Source organism: Pontibacter populi (assembly GCF_040278685.1).
GTDB lineage: Bacteria > Bacteroidota > Bacteroidia > Cytophagales > Hymenobacteraceae > Pontibacter > Pontibacter populi.
On sequence record NZ_JBEOKT010000007.1, the window covers coordinates 173,069 to 189,102 of the forward strand.

At 44.0% G+C, this 16,034-nt stretch carries 16 protein-coding genes and 1 tRNA gene; 9 read left to right on the forward strand and 8 right to left on the reverse strand.

What is annotated here, in order from left to right:
* Window positions 1–19 precede the first annotated feature (19 nt).
* Entirely contained in the window at window positions 20–466 is a 447-nt protein-coding gene (locus ABS362_RS10200) for a hypothetical protein (RefSeq protein WP_350412366.1), read from the forward strand.
* Between the two features lie 199 nt (window positions 467–665).
* Complete coding sequence (locus ABS362_RS10205; RefSeq protein ID WP_350412367.1) at window positions 666–1,592, forward strand: lytic transglycosylase domain-containing protein; 927 nt, start codon at window positions 666–668, stop codon at window positions 1,590–1,592.
* Window positions 1,593–1,865: 273 nt separating this feature from the next.
* On the opposite strand, the gene ABS362_RS10210 is transcribed toward ABS362_RS10205, so the two are convergent.
* Window positions 1,866–2,606, reverse strand: coding sequence for a DUF4595 domain-containing protein (locus ABS362_RS10210; protein WP_350412368.1), 741 nt, complete (start codon window positions 2,604–2,606; stop codon window positions 1,866–1,868).
* Window positions 2,607–2,935: 329 nt separating this feature from the next.
* Here ABS362_RS10210 and ABS362_RS10215 point away from each other — a divergent pair, with 329 nt between their 5' ends.
* Complete coding sequence (locus ABS362_RS10215) at window positions 2,936–3,355, forward strand: hypothetical protein (protein WP_350412369.1); 420 nt, start codon at window positions 2,936–2,938, stop codon at window positions 3,353–3,355.
* Window positions 3,356–3,452: 97 nt separating this feature from the next.
* Here the strand turns inward: ABS362_RS10215 and ABS362_RS10220 are convergent.
* The 4 genes from ABS362_RS10220 to ABS362_RS10235 all read right to left on the reverse strand — a co-directional run bounded on the left by ABS362_RS10220 (window position 3,453) and on the right by ABS362_RS10235 (window position 6,092).
* Window positions 3,453–3,534 (reverse strand) — tRNA-Leu (locus tag ABS362_RS10220).
* A gap of 11 nt (window positions 3,535–3,545) precedes the next feature.
* Entirely contained in the window at window positions 3,546–4,079 is a 534-nt protein-coding gene (hscB, locus tag ABS362_RS10225) for a Fe-S protein assembly co-chaperone HscB (RefSeq protein WP_350412370.1), read from the reverse strand.
* A gap of 841 nt (window positions 4,080–4,920) precedes the next feature.
* The gene (locus ABS362_RS10230) at window positions 4,921–5,211 is read right to left on the reverse strand and encodes a putative quinol monooxygenase (protein WP_350412371.1); all 291 of its coding nucleotides are present in this window, start codon (window positions 5,209–5,211) and stop codon (window positions 4,921–4,923) included.
* A 104-nt stretch (window positions 5,212–5,315) separates the two neighbouring features.
* Window positions 5,316–6,092, reverse strand: a complete 777-nt coding sequence (locus ABS362_RS10235) for an SAM hydrolase/SAM-dependent halogenase family protein (protein WP_350412372.1) — start codon at window positions 6,090–6,092, stop codon at window positions 5,316–5,318.
* Between the two features lie 97 nt (window positions 6,093–6,189).
* Between ABS362_RS10235 and ABS362_RS10240 the strand changes: the two genes are divergently transcribed.
* From ABS362_RS10240 to ABS362_RS10250, 3 genes are all read left to right on the forward strand, one after another.
* The gene (locus ABS362_RS10240) at window positions 6,190–7,230 is read left to right on the forward strand and encodes a PhoH family protein (RefSeq protein ID WP_350412373.1); all 1,041 of its coding nucleotides are present in this window, start codon (window positions 6,190–6,192) and stop codon (window positions 7,228–7,230) included.
* Window positions 7,231–7,233: 3 nt separating this feature from the next.
* A complete protein-coding gene (locus ABS362_RS10245) occupies window positions 7,234–7,662 on the forward strand; it encodes a GNAT family N-acetyltransferase (protein WP_350412374.1) in 429 nt (142 codons plus the stop codon).
* Window positions 7,663–7,724: 62 nt separating this feature from the next.
* Complete coding sequence (locus ABS362_RS10250; RefSeq protein ID WP_350412375.1) at window positions 7,725–9,779, forward strand: ComEC/Rec2 family competence protein; 2,055 nt, start codon at window positions 7,725–7,727, stop codon at window positions 9,777–9,779.
* A gap of 52 nt (window positions 9,780–9,831) precedes the next feature.
* Here ABS362_RS10250 and ABS362_RS10255 read toward each other — a convergent pair whose 3' ends face one another.
* Complete coding sequence (locus ABS362_RS10255) at window positions 9,832–11,250, reverse strand: DEAD/DEAH box helicase (RefSeq protein ID WP_434086522.1); 1,419 nt, start codon at window positions 11,248–11,250, stop codon at window positions 9,832–9,834.
* A 514-nt stretch (window positions 11,251–11,764) separates the two neighbouring features.
* On the reverse strand, window positions 11,765–11,914 hold the full coding sequence (locus tag ABS362_RS10260) for a hypothetical protein (protein ID WP_350412376.1): 150 nt from the start codon (window positions 11,912–11,914) through the stop codon (window positions 11,765–11,767).
* Between the two features lie 101 nt (window positions 11,915–12,015).
* Here ABS362_RS10260 and ABS362_RS10265 point away from each other — a divergent pair, with 101 nt between their 5' ends.
* The 3 genes from ABS362_RS10265 to ABS362_RS10275 all read left to right on the forward strand — a co-directional run bounded on the left by ABS362_RS10265 (window position 12,016) and on the right by ABS362_RS10275 (window position 15,065).
* Entirely contained in the window at window positions 12,016–13,116 is a 1,101-nt protein-coding gene (locus ABS362_RS10265) for a CaiB/BaiF CoA transferase family protein (RefSeq protein ID WP_350412377.1), read from the forward strand.
* 97 nt (window positions 13,117–13,213) lie between these two features.
* Window positions 13,214–13,891 carry a hypothetical protein gene (locus ABS362_RS10270; protein WP_350412378.1) on the forward strand — a complete coding sequence of 226 codons (678 nt, stop codon included), beginning with the start codon at window positions 13,214–13,216 and terminating at the stop codon, window positions 13,889–13,891.
* A 325-nt stretch (window positions 13,892–14,216) separates the two neighbouring features.
* Window positions 14,217–15,065: an EF-hand domain-containing protein gene (locus ABS362_RS10275; RefSeq protein ID WP_350412379.1), complete on the forward strand. Its 849-nt coding sequence runs from the start codon at window positions 14,217–14,219 to the stop codon at window positions 15,063–15,065.
* Window positions 15,066–15,110: 45 nt separating this feature from the next.
* On the opposite strand, the gene ABS362_RS10280 is transcribed toward ABS362_RS10275, so the two are convergent.
* The gene (locus tag ABS362_RS10280; protein ID WP_350412380.1) at window positions 15,111–15,857 is read right to left on the reverse strand and encodes a phenylalanine 4-monooxygenase; all 747 of its coding nucleotides are present in this window, start codon (window positions 15,855–15,857) and stop codon (window positions 15,111–15,113) included.
* Window positions 15,858–16,034 lie beyond the last annotated feature (177 nt).

A 16,034-nucleotide genomic window follows, 5' to 3' on the forward strand; every position in this document is an offset into this window, starting at 1 on the left:
TTAATTATCAGATCAGACTATGGAAGAACGCCACACCCGCGATAAACAAGCGATCCAGCAACTATACAACGACATACTTCCCGCGCTTGGGCAGCAGATACATAACAATATTGCTCCTGTTATAGAGCTGTTTGAGAACTTTACGCTGGAACGCCTGCTGGATACATGGACCAAAGACCCTACAGACATTGAGAAAGAGGTAAGTATAGAGAACGGGAACATTCAGAACCTTGGACTGAAGATCAGGCTGGAAGGTTTTAATAAACCTGGTGTAGAACCGTTTGATATGACCAAAGACCTTCTCTTTAAACTGGAACACGACAACTATACGGTAGGCCCAAACAAGAACACCACCTGGCTCGAAAAAGAGTACCTGCAACGCTGGAGCGCATCTGAATACGAAACCATAGCCGGTAAGTGGAGCGATGAACTGGTGGAGGAGATTACTGAGAAGCTTAAGGGGTAAGTGTTTGATTATTAATAACCTATGCTTTGCTTGTGGTGGCGTTTAATTAGGGAGAAAGAAATCCATGCGTTTAGTATGCAACTTGAACTTTAAAAGTACTGTTTAGCTCGTCCGGACGTTGTCTCTTTGATTGGTCTGTTATTTTTACTAATTTAAGGAGAGCGTTAAACGTATATTCTGAAGAGAGAAGGAGGAAGCTATGGCACAACAGAAATGGAAATACATTGCTATCACGCTGATTATAGTGGTTGGACTGCAACTGTTTAGTCAGCAGCAGCTAATTACGGCTGGTAACAATAAGCTTGCTTCGGCAGGGGAGGAAAATAATACAACTGTTATCCGATCTCCGGTTGTACCTGCTACACTCAGTTTTGCTGGTGAGCCTGTGCCGTTACATGTGCCCGATGTGGCAGAACGCCTGGACCGTGAGCTTCTGGTTAACTCTTACCTGCACGCCACCACCTTGCTCGGCCTGAAACGCATGCAACGCTACGAGCCCGAGATAAAAGCCTTACTAAAGGAAAACGATATACCCGAAGACTTTATTTACCTGGCACTTGCCGAAAGCTTGTTTGGGCAGGTTACATCGCCGGCCGGGGCAGCGGGTTTCTGGCAGCTTATGCCCGATACTGCCCGTGGATATGGCCTTATAGTTAACGGCGAAGTAGACGAGCGCTTCCATGTGCGTAAAGCCACGCTGGCAGCCGTAAAATACCTGAAGAGTGCGAAAGGTCGCTTTGGCTCCTGGACCAACGCAGCTGCCTCTTATAACCGTGGCATGGGCGGCCTGGACCGTGCACTGCAACAGCAGGGCGTAGACAACTATTATGACCTTTACCTCAACGACGAGACCTCGCGGTACATGTTCCGTATACTGGCCTTAAAAGAAGTGCTGGGTAACCCACAAAAGTATAGGTTTGATATGCCTGCAGGAGAAGGTTACCAGCCACTGCCAACCCGCACCGTTAAAGTTACATCTACTATCACCGACCTGCCAGCCTACGCGTTGCAGCAAGGCACCAACTATAAAACCCTGCGTCTTTACAACCCCTGGATTAAAGATTACGCTCTAACTGTAGCGCAAGGCAAGGAATTTGAACTGATGCTGCCTGCGAAGGGAAATTAGGGTGTATAGTTAGAATGGACTTATAGTTGAGAGATGTAAAGAATTTAGAACTATAAGGAATTACCTAATTATAAACACAAGAGCCACTGAATTTCAGTGGCTCTTGTGTTTATAATGATTTGTGATACTTAGATGTGTTATAACAAGAGGTTTATTTATAGTTCTTCACTCTGACTTTGTTGATTCCTTTGCTATTTATTTTCACCAACATGGAGGAGAAGCTGTTCATTTTTATAGTTGGTGATAAAACCGACTATGATTGAGAAATAAGTATTAAAAACAAGAATAGGTGATAAACTTCTCAGCAGGGATGATATTATCTATTAAGCGGTGAACTGAAATTACCCTCCCTAACTCATCTCTAGTATAAGTATAAGGTGTAACCTGATCTTCCCACGGTGCTTCTGACGATATTTTTTTGGCAACCAAATTTTTGGATGCCTTCCCAAGATAATTGCCAAGTACACCTCGACCATGTTCAGTATCGTTCAAAGGGTTAAGTGCAACCAAGCCTTCTGCTAACTCTTCAGAATACTCGAAAACTTGTGTATACTCGCTTGGCTGCCGAGTAGCATAAGTAGCTATTGTATGTATGCTGTGCAGATTCCCATCTACATAAGTAAAGGTCACGCGTGTATATTGTTCTCCCCTAACTGAATAAATTTCACTCAAGTATCCTTCTGTGTCATAACTATATGTGGAGTTAAAAGCCTTTTTAATTCTACCATTTTCATCTAGAAAGTATACATATGGGTCTTCATTGACTGTCGTGCCAGTTACTGAGATCCTGTCTGCTTCATAGCTATATTCCTCATAGTATTCGGACTTCCTATCATTAATATCAATTCTCTTAACACGCCCTTTGGAGTCATATGTGTGATACTCAGGCCCCATTAGTAGCGTAGATTGATATGTTACAGTAGCTATCCCACATTCAGGTAATGGTGTTTCATCAGAAGAGCAGGATGAGAGCAAAAACCCGATCAGGGCGGCTAGCAGAGGAAAGTATCGCATTATTCAGATTAGTGAGTTGATATTTATAAAGTGTGTAAGTTGTATGTTCAGTATCAACAGGTAATTTTAACAAATACCAAGTTATATCAAAGGATAATTGACTGAAAGTCACTATTAACCTAATATAAAACCCTTCTTCTATTGCATATCCAGTAGCTCTAGTATATAATTGAATTTTATACCTTGTAATTAGGTTGTTTTTTCCTTAACTATTCCCAAAAAGACGAATTTCAGTTTTAAACAGCTATTACTGGAATTGTTGGTGACAATACCAGTAATAGCTGAATTTGCCCCAGGATTTTATGGTTTTATCTCTTATCTAAATAACTATGAGATTATTAAATTTTCTTTTTGTATTCATAATGCTCTTCACTTCAAGTTGTGATCCGCATGATACAAGGCTTAAAATTATAAATTCAACGGATGAGAATGTTTTCTATGTAATTTCTGGTAATGACTCTTTACATTACTCCCCATTATACATACAAGGTCAGGATACAATATGGGATTTAAGTAGCATGATTAAACCAAAGTCCGAAATCAATGAAGCAATGGTTGGCAGCGAAGGATGGGAGGATTATATTAAAAGTGAGTCAAAAGATAATAATTTGAGAGTTTACTTCTTTGATGAGAAATTAATTGAAAAATATAGTTGGGAGAGCCTACTGCAAAATAACCAATATTCTAAGCTTTATAGATTGTCCATCGCTGAGTTGGAAAAGAATGGATGGCTGATAGAATATGAATAGTTCTTTTCAATAGGTTTATGCTAATGCTTATTCATGCCACCCAAAAACAAAAAAGCCTTGCAAATTTTCATCTGCAAGGCTTTTTATAGTTTAAAAGTACCCAGAGCCGGGGTCGAACCGGCACAACCGAAGTTATTGGTGTTTGAGACCAACGCGTCTACCAATTCCGCCATCTGGGCATGTTCCTCTATCAGGAACGGGTTGCAAACTTAGATAATGTTTCCTGAATACGCAACAAATATTTTTTCTTTAGATAGTAGGTTTTTACTTCGTCCAGAGCTTCATCTTTGGTGATGCCGTGTAGTTCGGGGTAGCGCTGTAGTACCGGCAGAATGTCGTTGTCGAGTTGGGCAACTAAACCGATTGTCTGTTCGCTTATCTGGTGGAATTTAGCTGCATCAAAATCGAACTCCAGCTCCATTAGCTCCTCGTTTATCTCCATCATCTCCATTAGGAACTCGCCCGGCAGTTCGTTCTTGCCGCCTTCTTCCAGCAAGCCATGCTCTTTTAAAATATACTGCATGCGCAGGTCCTGGTCGGAGAGGGTGCGGTAAGCGTTGGTGTTAAGCGTAGAGAGCTGCAGAATTTCCTGTTGCTTTTCCTGGGGCTCGTTGGCATAGAAGTCCGGGTGGTACTCGCGGCTCAGTTTATAGTAAGTATTTTTAAGTGCCTTTTCGTCGAGTACAAAGCTCTCGGGCAGGTTATATAGCTCAAAGTAATTCATAGTCAGTTATAGTTTGCCTTTATCTCAATGATAATAGCATATGGTTTATACCTGCAAAGGTACAGTAAAAGACTATGATTTGTTTTATGCAATGTCTAAGACCTTGTAACAGCTGGAGGTCGTGCGAGAGTCTGGATTTGTTGTTTTATAGTTGCTGTGGTCCAACTACCCTCAGACCCTCTCCTTGTCCAAGGCGGGGAGCTTTTCTGTTATTACAAGAAATTCCCTCCTTGAGGAGGGTAGGGAGGTGTTATGACGATAGCAGATGATTAACACACCCCTGCCCCTCTCAAGAGGGGAATTTTCGGCCTTTAAGAATTTTCAAACTATAGTTCTATAGTTACAGCCTGTAGCACGGACAGGTCGCGACCTGTCCCTACGGAAATACAACCACGATAAATCTCGAAGCTTATAGTATCAAACTATAGATGCTGGTTGCTATGAGAAATATCTCAGTCTTTGGGTTGAGCGCCTTGTGAATATCTGGTGCCTGTAGGGCATTGCGACGAAGGAGCAAAAGAGATTCGCACAGCGCGATGCCCGAAGACGGCGCCTCCCGGCCATGAGGGCTCTAAAGGTTATTTGAAACGATAGGTAAGTAAAGCTCCCAGGATTGGAAGGGATTTGAAAGGATAGCTTGGTTCAAGTTGGAAAGAATATCAACTATAAGCTGAGATAGATTTCTCACGCTGTTCGAAATGACAGTTAAGTAAACTATAGGACATATAAGATCCTTCTCAGCTACGCTCGCTCTCTTTGGCTCGCGCCTCAAGAATGCTCGGGATGCCAAAATAATAGCAGACGCTAGCAGGGGCTGCGCACGCTGCCAGGTCTATAAATCTTACACTTCTACCTGCACATTCGACCAAGCCTGTGGTTTATCGGAGAAAAGGGCTTTGGTGGCTTTCCAAACCTGGCCAAAAAGCTCGGAGTCGCGGTAGTTGTTCAGGTGTTCTTCGGAGTCCCACAAACTATAGGTGCTGTACACGTTAGGGTGATTCAGGTCCTGCAAAAGCTCTACATGATTACATCCTTCAAAAGCGCGGATCTTATCTTTTGAGCTACGAAATATCTCTAAAAACTCCCCGGTCTTCTCCGGCACAAATGTCATCCTGACGATGCGAATTAGCATAGCTTTAATGTTGAATAATTGAATTTTGAATAACTGAATGTAAAAGTAAAGTTAAGTTTTTATACCTGCCTTATTCAATCACTCAGTTATTCAGTCATTCAAAATTAACTCCCCGGGTAAAAGCGCACGTCTATCTGCGAGTCGAAACCCAGACCTAAAAGCTCTGCCGCGTGGCCTTTGTTTATGCCGATGCAAAGCTGGTTCTGAGAGTTGAAAATGCAGCAGCATTCGCCGTCGTCGATGTGGCTATAGTTGGGGTGGATGCGGCCTATGGTTTCGCGGCCAAAATGGATAGTAAAGGTTCTGCCATGGGCAATAGTATCTACGCTGTCGCGGGTTATGTTTGTGATAAGGTTTCCGTAGCGGTCTACGTGTATGACGTGGCCGGTAATGGAGTGGTCGTTGAGGCGTAGCTGGCGGTTAAGTAACTGCCGGATGTTGAATGTGCGTTCACCTAAAACCTCTATGTCACCTCCTTTGGCCAGGTACACAGCAGCAGGCGCAAGCAGGTCTTTCACCGGGAACGGCAGGTAAGGGTCTTCGGCATTCAGCTCTACAACCAGTTCCGGTTGGCCGTCGGTTATCAGCGAAAGCAGGCCGTTGTCAGACATCAGGAAGAAGTGCCCTTTGTGCCGCGCAGCATGAAACTTACCGTCTTTGTTGCGCTGGGTATCTACACCAACCAAATGCACAGTGCCTTCCGGGAACTCCTGGTAAACAGAACCCAATACATACTCTGCATGGGCTATGTTATAGGGCTCAATGGCATGGGTAATGTCAACTATCTTACAATCAGCGTCCAGCGAAAGCAGTTTCGCCTTTACCGCAGCCACATAATGATCAGTATATCCAAAATCGGATAGAAACGTAATTACAGCCATCTTTAGAACTATAATTTAGATAAATTTGTAATCATATAAACCAAATTTCTTTAAATTAAAGAAAATATTACCAACATTCTATATAAGAGCTAAACATTTGGTAGAGAAAGTAATAACACTCGAAAATATTTCCCTGATAGACTTCTTGGGAACCGAAAATCAGAACATTAAACAACTCGCTGCCGCGTTTCCGAGCAGCAAAATCATATCAAGAGGCAACGAGATCAAAATTCAGGGCCAGACGCCCGAGATTACGAAGATCCATGAGATACTTTCGTCGCTGATAGACCATTACCACAAGTTCGGGAAGATTACGCATAACAGCGTAAATAGATACCTTTCTTCTGATTCTTTTACCGATGAAGAAGTTATAGTTACCTCCCCGGATGTGATCGTGTATGGCTCGAAAGGTGGCGTTATAAAAGCGAAGACCCCTAACCAGCAAAAACTGGTGGATGCCATTGAGAAGAACGACCTGGTATTTGCCTTAGGGCCTGCCGGTACGGGTAAAACCTATGTGTCGGTGGCGATGGCGGTGCGTGCGCTTAAGAACAAGGAAGTAAAGAAGATCATCATCTCCAGGCCAGTGGTTGAAGCAGGCGAAAGCCTTGGTTTCCTGCCGGGCGATATGAAGGAGAAGGTAGATCCGTATCTGCGCCCGATCTATGATGCCCTGGAAGATATGATACCGGTTGAAAAGCTGAAGTATTACCAGGAAAACAAGATCATTGAAATTGCGCCGCTGGCTTACATGCGAGGCCGTACGCTTAACAATGCATTTGTGCTACTGGATGAAGCCCAGAACACGACGCCTGCCCAGATGAAGATGTTCCTGACCCGTATGGGCCCGAATGCCAAACTGATGGTGAACGGCGACTGGTCGCAGATTGACTTACCACGTAACCAGCGTTCCGGTTTAATGGAGGCGCTTAATATTCTTCGGGGCGTAAAAGGTATTGGCGTAGTTGAGATGACTGCAGATGATGTGGTGCGTCACAGACTGGTGAAAGACATTGTGAATGCCTACAGCAAGCTGGAAGAAGAACGTCGTGCCAAGCGCGATGCTCAGGCCGAAGAAGACGAGAAAAATGGTGTGGTTGTAAATAACAGGCGTGTCAGAAATAACGCGCAGGTATAGTGTATGATACAGGTTACCAGAGCAAAGCAGGAGCAGGACCTGAAGAAAGCTTTCCGGATACGGGAGCAGGTTTTTGTTGAAGAACAGCAGGTACCGCGCGATGCCGAAAATGACGCTTTTGAAAGTACAGCAAACCACTACCTGGCAACTTACGAAGGTGTGCCCTGCGGCGCAGCACGTTGGCGCACTACCGACGATGGTGTAAAACTGGAGCGATTTGCGGTGCTGTCTGATTATCGTAATAAGCAGGTGGGAGCAGAGGTGTTAAAAGCTGTGTTAACCGATGTGAAAGCGGAACAGACGGGCAAAAAGATATACCTGAATGCTCAGTTGCCGGCCGTAAATTTTTACAAGCGCAACGGCTTTAAAACCGAAGGCGATATGTTTACGGAATGCGACATACAACACTATAAAATGGTATTTGCGGGCTAATGCTGCAATGGGCGCCATATCCGTTTTTAAGGATTGCGCTTAGTTTTATAGCGGGTATTTTAGTGTACACCACTATAGGTGAAGGTTTCAGGTTTGCCCCTGAGGTCTTCACCTTTTTTATTGCCTTGTTTCTGGGTTTGTATTTTTATTCCCGCAACTATAGATCAGCAGAAATAAACACCTGGGTTGGTATAGTTGGCCTGTTCTGTTTTGCTGCTGCAGGCTTCTGGGTAACCGAACTTCGCACTCCACATTTACAGTCAGATCATCTTTCTAACCTCAATCAAAAACCTGCTTACTATACCGGTATAGTTAACGATTATGTTATCCAGAAACCCGGCTACCAGCGCACAGTACTTGCCGTAGATAAAGTGCTGGTAAATGGCAATTGGCAAAAAGCGATAGGGCAGGTGCAGGTTACTGTACCACACGATACACCAGATGATTATACCTTTACCTACGGCGATAAGCTGCTGATCAAAGGTTCGCCGCTGCCAGTGCAGGGGCCGCTTAACCCTGAGCAATTCAACTATAAAGCATACCTGCAACAGAAAGGCATTTACCACCGCCAAAACCTGCAGGTACACCAGTTCACAAAGTTGGGTAACGATCCGCCTAATCTCCTGCTTTACCTGAGCATACAGATCCGCCGCTACCTCGAAGAAACTATAAAAGAAAATGTGTTAAACAGGCGCGAAGCCGGCATCTCTACAGCGCTTATTTTAGGTGTAAAAGATGACCTGGATAACGACGTACGCGACAGTTATGCTGCTACCGGTACCATGCACGTGCTAGCTGTTTCGGGGATGCATGTGGGCTTGATATTTGGCGTGTTCCTGTTGCTGTTTAAAAGTATAAACCTGAATAAAAGTCAGCGGCTGGTGTTTGTTATTATAGTGCTAACGTTGCTGTGGTTGTATGCTTTTGTAACAGGCTTATCGGCTTCGGTGTTGCGGGCAGTGCTCATGTTTAGTTTGGTGATGATCGCCATGGTCTGGAGCAGGCGGCATAACATTTACAACACGCTGGCTATAGTTGCTTTCCTGTTGCTGTTCTACGATCCGTATTTCCTGTTTGATGTTGGTTTCCAGTTGTCGTTCCTGGCGGTGCTGGGTATCGTGGCAATCCATCCCGGTATCTATAGTTTGCTGGATATAAACAACAGGTTGCTGGATAAGGTCTGGGAGCTTTTCTCGATCGCTGTGGCTGCGCAGCTGATCACGTTGCCGCTGGGTATCTATTATTTTCACCAGTTTCCGGTGTATTTCTGGTTGGCCAACATTGTGGTAGTGCCGGTTTCTACTTTCGGGCTTTATGCAGGCTTGTTGGCGTTGGTCTTGCATTGGGTTCCGTATTTGTCAGACCTGCTGTTTGCGTTGCACTTCGGCTCTATCTGGCTTATGAACGAAATCAATCTGCTGCTTTCCACTTTCCCGAATGCGCTTATAAATGGTCTTGATATTTCGGTGCTGCAATCGTGGTTGCTCTATAGTTTGATGGCCCTTTTCACACTGTTCCTGGTTCGTAAAAAGTTGAAATATCTGGCTTTTGCCACGCTTATAGTTGGTGTGCTTTCGGTGCATCAAATACTGGAGATGATTGATCAGCAAAACCAAAAGCTAATTACGATCTATAGTTTGCGCGGCAGCACCGGCATGGCTTTTATCCAGAATCAACACGCGGTACTTGTTGCAGATAGTTTGCTGGCAGCTGATAAACAGAACTATAGTTTCAATATACAGGCGCACTTGTGGGACCTGGGAGTTTCAGCGCCAACGGTTAAACTTGTAGGAGAAAATCCAGCTAATAGTACCGGAGTTATTTCTAAGATATTGCCCGACGGAAATGAGTTGCTTGTTTGGGAGGGAAAGAAGATCCTGCTAATCTGGAAACCGCTGAAAGTGCAGCCTCTAACAACTATGGAGCTGGATTATATTGTTCTTGGCCAGAATGTTCGTCTTAAACCGGAAGCGTTGCTAACTTTTAACTTTAAAACTATAGTTCTTGATGGCAGTAACAAGCCCTGGTACGTCGAGCGAATGAAAGCTGAACTGAGTAAGAAGAATATCCCGGTGTACGACGTCGCTACTTCCGGAGCATTAGTGCAGCAACTATAGCTTGAACTATAAAAGAAACGCCGCCCTGATTTTTCGGGGCGGCGTTTTGCTTTTATTCTGTTGGTGCTGACTGCGGGGTTGCTGAGTTGTCGGCAGGACCACGGCCTTTGTTTCTATTGCGTGGCTTAAAAGGCTTTATTGGCCTGTCGTTACCTGTTTTTTCTGCTGTTGCACCTGCTTCGCCGGTAGTGGCTTTCTGCTCAGGTCTTGAGCCGCTTCTTGGCTTGTTTCTGTCGCGGTTACCGCCTTTGTTTCTATCTCCTGAGCGGTTTTTGTTTCCTTGTCCCGGGCGGTTGCCACCATGCGGACGTTCCTGCTTTTTGCTTGGGTCGTAAACCGGGCCGGGGCCAAAGTCTTCGGGTAAGCCTAATTTCGGGATCTCACGCTCTATCAGTTGCTCAACTTTGCGCACGCGGTACATGTCCTTCTCGTTCACAAAGGTAATAGCCATACCTGTAGATGCTGCACGTGCCGTACGACCAACGCGGTGTACATAATCTTCCGCATCCTGTGGCATATCAAAGTTAAGCACGTGGCTCAGGTTGTCGATGTCGATACCACGCGAAAGAATATCTGTACCTACCAGTACCTGGTATTTCTTGTTCTTGAAATCACGTAAGGCAGCTTCACGCTCATCCTGCGTCATGTCAGACTGTATACCTTCGGCTTCAAAACCCATCTTACGCAGCGACCTTACGATCTGGGCCACATTGGACTTGCGCGATGTAAAGATGATCATGTTCTGAACCTCCAGTTCACGCAGAATATACTCCAGTAAAGGCAGTTTCTGGTTATCAAACGTCAGGTACATGCGCTGATCGATCTTTTCAGCAGGCTTTGATACGGCCAGGTTTATCTCCTCTGGTTTGTTCAGGATCTGCTGGGCCAAGTCGCGTATCTTTTTAGGCATAGTAGCCGAGAAAAGCAGTGTCTGGCGGTTAGCAGGCAACTGGCGCACGATCTTCAGGATGTCATCCATAAAGCCCATGTCCAGCATTTTATCTGCTTCATCCAGTACCAGGTAGTCCAGTTGGTCCAGTTTTACATAGCCCAGTGCCATATGCGACATCAGTCGGCCGGGCGTGGCAATAATAATATCGGCACCGCTTGTAAGGGCGCGTTTCTGCTGGTCCCATTCGCCGCCTTTGTTACCGCCATAAATAGCAATGGAGCTAACCGGGGCAAAATAACCGAGGCCTTCCACCTGCTCATCAATCTGTTTGGCAAGTTCGCGGGTTGGCACAAGTATAAGGGTACTGGTATGTGTGGCGTTGGCATGCGATATCCGGTCGATAAGCGGGAGCAGGTAAGCTGCTGTTTTACCGGTGCCCGTCTGGGCGCAGGCAATCAGGTCTTTCTTTTCTAAAATAAGAGGTATGGCCTGCTGCTGTATAGGTGTAGGGGTGTTGTACCCCATCGATTCTATACCTGTAACAACGTCTTCGTGTAAATTAAATGAATGAAAATTCAAGGTTATCGTTTTTATATACAAACTGTAAGCACCCGCTTCGTACTAAATTCAGCAGGTCTATGGTAAAGATAAATTATTTTGCCATCATTTCTATATAAAGCTATAGTTACTGGCAGCTGGCGATATAAACTTTAAGGTATTAATATTATAAATAATTGAATTAAAATTAACTAAGTGCAAAATATATAAAAATGTATATTTAGTACTTAATACTGCTTTTAAAGCTTTTTAATGCATATTTATTGATGTTGAATATAATATATAGTACTATATGTATATTTATGCATAATCTTAAGTATATAAAAAGTTATATTTAAATGTAACATTTGGTATAGCCCGGCGTAAGATGAAAATGTAGCAAATGCTGCATCCCAAAAAAGACTTCATTTACAGTTATTAGTTTATATATGAAAAAGGCTATACAAGATTCACCAAATTTCTACCTGCTTCTTGGCTTGAATATTATCAATGCCCTGTTTTTTCTGTTGTAACGGGTAAAGTTTAAAAGATTTAATCAAAAGGCTCTTCTGCTTCGGCAGGAGAGCCTTTTTGCTTTATAGTTGGCAGCAGTAACTATAGCTATGATCGTGATAGAAACTATAGTTTGCCAGTAACTATTACTGAAAGTTAAATCAGAGTCATCAACCTGTTTTATAAAGATCATCTATAGCTGGTAATCCTTTTCCCTAAAAACTACTTCACCATCATTAAAAATATTTCGCGAAGTTTGAGCAAACGTAGAGCGGTTAAAAATACCTGAACAACATGATATGTAAAGACATGCTGGTGCTGGAACTGGCAAGTGTGCTGGCCGGGCCGAGTGTAGGGCAGTTTTTTGCGGAGCTTGGGGCACGGGTTATAAAGATAGAGAACGCTGCTACTAACGGCGACGTAACCCGCCGCTGGAAACTCAAATCTGAGCCTGCTAACACAGACACACCGGCTTACTTTTGTGCTGCAAACTGGGGCAAAGAATCGTTGCCGCTAAACCTAAGCCAGAATAGTGATCTGGAGCAACTCTATAGTTTGGTAAAACAAGCCGATATGGTGATAGCCAGCTATAAACCCGGTGATGCCGAAAAGCTGCAGGTAGACTATAAAACCCTGCAAACTATAAATCCAACACTGATCTACGGACACTTAACAGGCTATGGCCCTGAGGATGAAAGAGCAGGTTATGATGCGGTGATACAAGCCGAAACTGGGTTTATGTACCTAAACGGTGAGTCGGGAGGAGAACCAACTAAAATGCCGGTCGCGTTGATGGATTTACTGGCTGCGCACCAATTAAAAGAAGGTTTGCTGGTAGCGCTGGTGCAACGCGAGCGGACCGGGCAGGGCCAGTATGTGCAGGTGTCGTTGGTGCAGGCAGCTGTTTCGGCGCTGGCCAACCAGGCAACAAACTGGCTGGTGGCAGGGCAAAACCCGCAACGCATAGGTTCCGAACACCCAAGCATAGTTCCGTATGGCACTGTTTACAACACTCGGGATAACAAACAACTGGTGCTTGCTATTGGCGACGACAGGCAGTTTGAACGGTTATCTAAGGCATTGGGAACTCCTGAAATAGCGCAGGATGCAAAGTTTAAAACCAACTATAGCCGGGTGCAACACCGCCAGGAACTGAACGAACTGTTGCGCCAACTGATAAAAAATATGGACCAGGATCAACTGTTACAAACTCTGCATAAACTGCATGTGCCGGCTGGCGCGGTGAACTCTGTTGCCGATGTATTTGAGCTGCCTCAAGCCAGGCAAATGTTGCTGAAACATGCTGATACTAAGCCTGGTGTACGGCAGGTCGCTTTTAGGGTAGGGGATGAGGATCCGGTTCAGCTGACACCTCCACCCGCGTATAAAGCGTAAGGTAGCAACTATAATTACACGTCCTTAAAAACTATATTTTATAACTCTTTAGCAGTTTCTGCTGTAAAATCTATCAAACTACGGAGCACTAAAAGCAATGGCAGCATCAGAAGAAAGACTCACCGATATTATAAATGGACTTCATCAGAAATCTGTAACCAAGCAGGCTATTTACCGCAACACAAAAGCTACTTTCGACAGGATGAAGGAGATAGCCCAGGATATAGTGAAAAAACTGACCACCCGCATAACCAAAAAAGACGCTGATGTAATTATCGAATACAAGAACGTTAGCGAATTTGAGTTTCATGTAAAGTTCTCCGGCGACCTGCTCATGTTCATCATGCACACCAACATCATCACTTTTCCGGAAGACTATGAACTGATGAAGAACGATTATATAGAAGAAGATTTCAGGCGCAGGTTTTTCGGGCACATAATGGCTTACAACTTTATGGCTGATACTATAAAGTACAACCGCATGGATGACCCTGGTTACCTTGTTGGCCGCATGCTGATAAACATAGACCGCCACTTTGTAATTGAGGGCGTGAAGCAGATGGAACTGCCTTACGACCGCATTGCCCAGAATGTCATCAACAACAAAACACTGCGCCTGATAATTGAAAGCGCTATGGTGGCCGCCGTAAATAACGACCTAATGGGGCAGGATGTGAGCGACATAGAGCGTATTACCCTAAAACAGAAACACGAAAATGTGATCACGCAGCCACGGAAATTAGGTTTCCAGGTAAGCTCCACTCTTACGCACTAACTATAGTTCTACTCGTTTAGGTAAGTGCTTATAGTTGGCGGATTACCTATGTAGCCGAACTATAGATACATGTAAAAAAGGACTGTATATAAAGCATATACAGTCCTTTTTTACATGTTATGACCCTTGTCTGAAGGGCTGGTTATTTTTAGTAGAAAGTATAACTCCGAATTAATGTAAGTCGTTTTAAATAATTTAGATCCGGTTGAAAAAGTTGTAACCGATGCCCGCTTTAATTTTGAAGTAAAGTCAAAATTCCTACTCTTACGAGTACCTGCCCTGTGATTTGTTTTACCCTCTACAGGTAAATTCTAAATCCGGAACGATGAGAAAAATTTATTGGCTCTTTGTACTTGTATTAGCTTTTGTGCTATCGGGGTGCGGAGGCGATGATGATGGAACACCACCTATACCTGTAATACCTGATACCGCTGCTCCCGAAATTACCATCAATTCTCCCCAGAATGATCAGACCTATTTAGCGATCGGGACAGTATTGATTAATGTATGGGCAAAAGATAACAAAGATATTAAGGCGATGAGATTGTTTCTAGCCGACCCTGCAGGTAAACGCAAATCTATAGATATTATAGGTAGTACTGGTAGAGTAGGCGATGATATAGGGGAGTATATTACGCAGTTTCTTAAACTCGAGGGTAGTGTTTCAGGGCAATATACTCTTATAGTAGAAGCAGAGGATTTTAACAGGAATGTCGCAAGAGAATCAGTAGTGCTGAATGTAATCGCTGAAGATCTTTCTGAACTTGATTTTAATACAGCTTTTACTTCAACTGGTTGGTATGAATTTTCAAGTGGCAGCGATATAGAGTTAGATCTGAATGAATTTAATTTTGCCTTTTATTCAATAGTAAACAAAAATCAATGGGACTATTCTATTGACCCGGCTTACGTTAATGAGTTTGGAGAAGACTTTGGCGGACATACCGGACTCTGGGATACATGGGATACAAACAACAACGACTACCTGGAATACAGTGAGTTTCAGAAAGGAATGGAGGACTTGAAATTCTTTAATAATTGGGACACTGATAAAAATGGTACCATCACAAAAGATGAGCTGGCAGATGGAGTTGGTACACTCTGGGATGTGAACAAAGATAACGTGGTTACGGCTGCAGAGTTTGAACAGAAACTGTTGAAGTATTTCTTATAAATGCAACTATAGAAGCCCGGCTACAACTATAGCCGGGCCTTTGTTTTATAGTGTTTGCGGTACTGCCAGTTCTTCTTTTAATTTATCCAGGGCTATAGTTAAGGCAGGCAATGCCTCCAGCAACTCACTGAAATCAGAAATATGAAAGTACTGGCTCTGGAAAGTCTCTTTAATGTAAGAGGTTTCCAGGATATGGGTTACATCAAATTTAAACTTAGTACTGGCATCAGACACCGCCAGGTTACTTTCCCCGACCGAAGACAAAATGCCCGCGCCATAGATCATCGGTTTGCCACTCTCTGTAAACAGGCCAAACTCTATAGTGTACCAGTAAATGCGCGTTAGCAGGTCAATTATATCAGGTCTGTCAATGTATTGCAGGGCAAGTTGCGAGAGCTGCGCCAGGAACTGGCAGTAAACAGGTATTGTCAGCAACGGCACATGCCCGAACACATCATGAAACATATCCGGTTCTTCCAGGTAATCTAGTTGGTCCATGTTCCGGATCCAGACGGTTGCCGGAAATTTGTGATTTGCGATCAGCTCAAAAAACAGCGCATCGTCTACAATGCCGGGGGCAGGCACTACCTCAAAACCGGTCAGCGGTTTCAGGCGCTGGTTCACCTCATCAAAATCCGGAATACGATCCCGGCTGAAACCAACTTTTTCCAGTCCCTCAAAAAACTCCGGAATTGCCTTGCCTTGCAGGTTCTGGAACTGGCGTTCAAAAAGTATGGCCCAAACGGTGTGGTTCTCTTGTGTGTAGCTGCTGTAGTTCTGTGTAATATTCATGGTTTATTATTTTATAGTTAGGATAGGTATAAATGCAAAAAAGCAGGGCTTTCGCGCTGCTTTTCAGTATCACTTTATAGTTTGGCCTAAATAGACCTTCCTGTTTTTACGATGTATGATCGGAGTGATTGCCAAAGAGAGCGCTGTACGTGCGGCGATAATAATAGCGATAATAGC

Excerpts from the sequence above, each read along its gene's own strand:
- ABS362_RS10210 (WP_350412368.1), bottom strand. The coding sequence starts at position 2,606 with ATGCGATACTTTCCTCTGCTAGCCGCCCTGATCGGGTTTTTGCTCTCA.
- ABS362_RS10215 (WP_350412369.1), top strand. The coding sequence starts at position 2,936 with ATGAGATTATTAAATTTTCTTTTTGTATTCATAATGCTCTTCACTTCA.
- ABS362_RS10265 (WP_350412377.1), top strand. The coding sequence starts at position 12,016 with ATGATATGTAAAGACATGCTGGTGCTGGAACTGGCAAGTGTGCTGGCC.
- ABS362_RS10275 (WP_350412379.1), top strand. The coding sequence starts at position 14,217 with ATGAGAAAAATTTATTGGCTCTTTGTACTTGTATTAGCTTTTGTGCTA.
- ABS362_RS10200 (WP_350412366.1), top strand. The coding sequence starts at position 20 with ATGGAAGAACGCCACACCCGCGATAAACAAGCGATCCAGCAACTATAC.
- hscB (WP_350412370.1), bottom strand. The coding sequence starts at position 4,079 with ATGAATTACTTTGAGCTATATAACCTGCCCGAGAGCTTTGTACTCGAC.
- ABS362_RS10245 (WP_350412374.1), top strand. The coding sequence starts at position 7,234 with ATGATACAGGTTACCAGAGCAAAGCAGGAGCAGGACCTGAAGAAAGCT.
- ABS362_RS10230 (WP_350412371.1), bottom strand. The coding sequence starts at position 5,211 with ATGCTAATTCGCATCGTCAGGATGACATTTGTGCCGGAGAAGACCGGG.
- ABS362_RS10235 (WP_350412372.1), bottom strand. The coding sequence starts at position 6,092 with ATGGCTGTAATTACGTTTCTATCCGATTTTGGATATACTGATCATTAT.
- ABS362_RS10280 (WP_350412380.1), bottom strand. The coding sequence starts at position 15,857 with ATGAATATTACACAGAACTACAGCAGCTACACACAAGAGAACCACACC.
- ABS362_RS10260 (WP_350412376.1), bottom strand. The coding sequence starts at position 11,914 with ATGATCTTTATAAAACAGGTTGATGACTCTGATTTAACTTTCAGTAAT.
- ABS362_RS10205 (WP_350412367.1), top strand. The coding sequence starts at position 666 with ATGGCACAACAGAAATGGAAATACATTGCTATCACGCTGATTATAGTG.
- ABS362_RS10270 (WP_350412378.1), top strand. The coding sequence starts at position 13,214 with ATGGCAGCATCAGAAGAAAGACTCACCGATATTATAAATGGACTTCAT.